Annotated in this window: 2 protein-coding genes; one reads left to right on the forward strand and one right to left on the reverse strand. The window is 45.2% G+C overall.

Translation table 11 applies throughout. The annotated features are described in order from the left end of the window. Window positions 1-182: 182 nt before the first annotated feature. Entirely contained in the window at window positions 183-4,232 is a 4,050-nt protein-coding gene (locus VIN08_RS15425) for a hypothetical protein (RefSeq protein WP_331966882.1), read from the reverse strand. Window positions 4,233-5,003: 771 nt separating this feature from the next. Between VIN08_RS15425 and VIN08_RS15430 the strand changes: the two genes are divergently transcribed. Continuing rightward, window positions 5,004-5,537, forward strand: a 534-nt coding sequence (locus tag VIN08_RS15430; protein ID WP_331966884.1) for a FecR domain-containing protein, incomplete at its 3' end; no start/stop codon positions are given.

Consider the following 5,537-nt stretch of genomic DNA (forward strand, 5'->3'; position numbering starts at 1 on the left):
TCATGGCAGAGTAATCTGTCTCGTTCTGTATGCCTGATACCCGCATGACCTCTTTCTTGACAGAATTATACCTTGTTGGAACGGGATCTTGTGCTTTTACTGCGATGCTTCCAAACCCGATGCATACCATCAACACGGAAGATGCTATGCAATTCTTAATGTATGTAGATTTCATAAACGGTTTAGTCCTGGGTTGAATCACATCCTGGTGTTGACTGATAAATATATACTCTCATCACGGGGGATTGTCCTGTTTTGCCACAAGACGATGTCACCACACAGTATACTTCGTACGACAAGCTATTGGTAACCGTGACGGAAGAACCGGTTCCCACAAGTGTTCCGGTCTCCGTACTTTGTTGATAGGGACGTTTGTACCAGGCATACGTGTAGGTGGCCCCGGCATCACATCCGGTAATGTCCGATACCGTGAATTGAGTGCTTGCTATATTGACCGGTGGTGCTGGTACTGTGCACGAGAAGGATTCCGTTGCTGTATTCGTACAGACATCTATAGCGGTCGCCCCTGTTACGCAAGAAGACACTGTGAGAAATTGAGCCGACACAACAACGAATCTGCTGCTCTCTATACTTCCATAGGAGGGATGGGTTAGCTTGAGCGAAACGATGTAAGTTCCCGCAGTAGTAAATGTATACGGTTGCTCATTGGACCCACTGAAATATGTTCCTGAATTTGGATTGTTTTGGGGCGCTACTTTCCATTGTATCGCGGCTACATCAACGCAATTTGTTACGGCTGTCAAAGTTGTTTGCTGATTTTGAACAACGCTGTTTGGAACAACAATGCTGACGAGATCAACCAAAGGACTTCCGGTTGAAGAGGAGGGAAGCCATTGCGTATATGTCGTCTTCTGCTTTATATTTCCTTCATGATCGCGCTCATACTTGGGAAAGCCTCTCGCATCAAATTCATATTGCGTAATTCTTCCATCGGAAGCGGTGAGTGAGGTTTGGCCATAAGCAGTGCTATAAGTAGCGCGGATAAGGTCTGCATTAGCAGGCACGAGGGTCAGGTCATCAACGATCGAGGACTGATCCGCGGTAGATGAATATGATCCGTTAAACGATACTTCGGCTACTATATCTGTATCACTAAGTGCATCCAGATTCAGGGTCATCTCCGCATAATGCCAATTGAGTGAGGTGATCGTATACGGTAGTGTCTGTTGCAGGAGTTGAACATTCGAAGTGTTTTTTATTACTACACTAAGACTATGCGTGCCTGTGGTGACAGGAGGTTTATACCAGGCTGAAAATTTATATTTACTTCCCGGCCTTCCTTTGAATGATTTCTTAAGATACTTGGTAGTGCCAGACTTGATTCCCTCAAGTCCCAGCGCACCGGTCCTTCCAACAGCATCCTTGTCCTGTACGGTAAAGTTGATGAGGTCAAAATCAAAATCGGTATCATGATCAAACGAGGAATAGATGAACTCGCCAGGTTCTGCATCTACAATGGTTGCTACCTTCATACCGGAGAGATTATCCTGATGAACCGACTGTAGTTGGCGTTGACTATTTTCCAAGCGAATCAGATCTCCCTTTTTGCCGTATTGTGCCGATGCGATGAGTCGGTACGAATTGCTTCTGGTGAAAAGACGGGATGACCCAGCACCGCTATAGCTCGATTGTGTAAATCCCGTTATGCCAGCGCCTCCGCTTAGTGCATAGGTTTGCTTGGGGAGGATAACGGGATCGGTAGTAGTGCCAAAGTTGTCAAACATGAGTAGCGTTCCTTTAGCGGTCTTCTCTGTTCCTCCAGCTGGCACAAAAGAGGATGTCTGCTCCACTAATGTTCCATATTGACCTCGCTCATATAGCTTGTCGATCATTTGTACCTGGAGATCGGTACTGGCAGAGGTCGAGTAACCATAGTCCTTGATATATTTCGATCGTTGAATTGTCTGGGCGCCATCGCTGTTTGTTACTGTAACAGCTGTGGGGAAGGGATGATCTGTGCCTCCATAGGTATAGCTTGTTAGTGTACTCACATATACGGACGGGGTTGCTTTATCGCGAACGGCCTCCAACGAACTGGCAAGCACTTTCACTTTATTGGAGGCTATGCTGCAGATTCCATAGGTGAAAAAGTAGTTGGTGGAAGTATACGGTACTTTTTCAAAGATTACACCCTTGATGGTTGTTGGAGATATAGTCTTGTCAGCATACGTATAGGCCGTCTCCTTAACCGGGTTGGTTTCTCCTTCTGCATAGTGCGATACCTTCGTAAGCAACCCACGGGCAAAATCATAAGGCGTCTGGTCGGGATAGGGAGGCAAATAGTATCCTTTGGTTATTACTCCCAGAGACGGGCAGGAACTGGTGCGCGCAACCTGAACATAGGTGGGATGCCAATCGCCATTTGCAGCAGTACCTAATGGATTGGGGACATCGTAGGTATATACCGTCTTGCCATTGCCGGTGCCGATCTTTTCCGTTACCATACTATAGCCGACACGCACCCCGCTCTCGTAATCTCTATTGGTATTTCCTTTCGTCTGGTAAATTAATCTCCTCCATTGTTCAGCCGTTGATAAGCCAGATAAGGACGAGTAAGGTGTATAGCCATCCGCAGGGCTGTAGTGACATCCGGAGATGTACCAATAGACAGGCATCTTGAGCAGCTTGCCGCTGCTTATGCCCCCGGCATCTTTGTACTCAAATGTCCGTACTATGTCATTTTGAAATGTTATACCGTCATGAAGAGTAATACTGCCTATTCTTAATCCGGCCCCTTTCATCACGGTGCCAGTAACGGGATTGTTAAACTCGTGCGACTGATAGGTGAATGAGACGTGCGCACCCGATGGATAATTGATACTTGAGAGAGAACCGCTTTGGTTAATCTCCGATGAGATTCGATCAGCTCCATCCAGAATGATCTCACCTGAAACACCCGTCCTTCGGAATGGTGTAATACGTTGGATGCCAGTCGAAGATGGATATACATATAATTTTGTGGGATACTGCGAAGTCATGGTGGTGAGGTAGTAGCCCCAGATGTCGTGATATATCGTGCCTGGTTTCGGAAGATCGATCTTACCCATGCTGTCTACGCCATAGTAGTTGAAGCTATGATAGTTATAGGCGGAGCAAGCGTCAGTAGTTTGAATCCCTTTTAGAAAGTATCGATAGAAATAGGGAGGTCCATCGGAGTCTGCTGTAAAATACTGGTCGATATAGAATGTGATTTTCTTTACAAAGAATGAAGACGTTGGTGTGATCTCATTCAGCACAATGTTATCCAGCCAGACCTGGTCAGCCGACTCTGGTATATCTGAGGTCGCAAAAGTAGCGGCCTGATGAGGAGAAGATATGCTGCTGATTATTTGTGATGTGGTTGTTTCCGACATATTTAACTGATCAGTCCATTCGATTGGATTGGAAGCATTGGCGCGGGGATAATAGACCGGCAAAGAACTTGAAGAAGATTTAGTCTTTTCCGAATAGCTGAAGTCGATACGTTCGCCAACCGCGGATTGAATAGAGGCTAATTTCCAGGCTGATGTAAACGTTATGGGCGTTTCATATTGTTTTGCCTCCCGGTTGAAGTAAACGCGTGGGCCGTATTCTGATTTGCGGGTGGTTGTTTCCTTTTTTGAAAAGGTATACTTCGTGCCATCCGCTGCTATAATTTCGAAGTAATCTATAGGGCTATTGGCGTCAGCTCTATAGGGAATAATCTTTACTTCCTGATAGGGTACTGTTCTGATGTTACTGATGGTGGCATTGTTGTCGAACATAAAGCTGCCCGATATGGAGCCGGCTGAAAACCGGAACACGTCCGGCTCATTGTCCATCTGATCAAAATTTAATAGGAAATTGTAGTAGACCTCTTCGGTGGCGCAATCCATCGTCTGGCCATCTGTTGGGAAATTGAATGTTCCGATAGATGCGGAGGTTGTATTATGGAGCCAACCCTTTTGCACAGACGAATTATAGTCATCGGGTATACCCCGGAGTTCTCTTCGGATTTCGCCTCCGGCCCACAAACTCCAATTGGTGCCCACCATTCCTCCGATAGTGTTTATTTTCACACCTGACGCATCGTACGACACACCTATGGTATGGGTCAGCGTCCGATCGGTGATCTTGATAAGGGGAATATTAATCTCGGGGGTGCCGGTATAATAGTTGACCTGGATATCTACCTGACTATAGGAATTGAAAAGAGAAAATGCCAACAGGGCACTTAGGTATAATTTTCTCATACAGCCGCATTAGTGTTTACGTTAACCGGAAACAGCTTAGCAACCAGTGACTCACAATTCTTGGTCACAGGGATTTCAGCTTCAGAGCAATCCTTAAAGTATTTTGAACATAGTGTGATGGGTAGAAGAATTTTCTTCATAGCAGGTTAGAGTAATTAACGCTGCAATGATAAGAATACAGTGAGGCATTAATTTTGACTAGCTAAGTCCTCCAGCGCTCGGCACACCAATTGGTAGCCGATTGGTTTTTGACGGTAGATTTCGAAAACGTTTTTACTATTTAAAAATGAACGCTTTGACGTTCGTGTAGGTGAAAGTACTTACAAGAGAATCTGTGGAAATTTATTTTTTCGTGTGTAGTACTTTTTTACTAGTTCGTCTTTCAACATGCCTTCTCGCTTAACGTGCAAATCAGGTTGGTCCTTGGGTGATGTTACGTTGGATTGTCTCAATGTATCTGACATCGACACCCGGTTGCAAAGAGGCGTAAATCCGGGCAAAAAGTTGGAGAGCTGAAGCCCATTAGGAGGTAAATATACCCCTGAAAAGACCGGTCAGAAGCCTTTTTTTGCCAGTTCACGTATGTTCTCGAATTCCCGGTAATCTTGCGTAAATTCCTGACTCTAAAACCTGATTTTCTAGCGCAAATCAGGTAAATTGTTAGGCGAGAAATATTATTCCCCGTAGACGGTAGGTTCCCTGCCTTCACCGTCATGTTAGTGAAAGGCGTGCTCTATCAAGTTTCAAAAGGTTGCAAGTAAAATACCCGCCATGGAAAAATCGAATTTCGACAACTTACTAAAGCGTTACCTCACCAACCAGGTTTCCGAATCTGAACGGGTGAAGATTGAGGCTTGGCTTGAGGTTATGAAAACCGAAGACGCCAAGAACCTTGAACTCAGCAAGGAAGACGAAGAGAAACTGTTCCAGAAAATCATAAGTCAGAAAGATAACCTCAAGGAGATCGAGGCATTCAAACCCTTTAAAGACGATGCTAAGAAAATTTCGCGAACGGGTTGGATATTGAGGATCGCTGCGTCCGTTGCAGCAGTTGTTCTCATTGTCTACGCCATTCAGAATTTTTCAGGTGGGAGTGGCATCGTTCACTATAGCGCAAAGGGTGATGTTGAAAGAGTTATACTAAATGATGGGACGATAGTATGGCTGCAAAAGAAAAGCAGCCTGGTATACTTCGATAAATCCAATGAAGGGATCAGGTATACCGAACTGGAAGGAGAGGCTCTCTTTGAAGTTGCAAAAGATCCTCAACATCCCTTTCTAATCAAATGCAATGGTGCCACCATT

Origin of the sequence: Ohtaekwangia sp. (genome assembly GCF_036568665.1) — a bacterium.
In the GTDB taxonomy this organism is placed as follows: domain Bacteria; phylum Bacteroidota; class Bacteroidia; order Cytophagales; family Cyclobacteriaceae; genus Ohtaekwangia.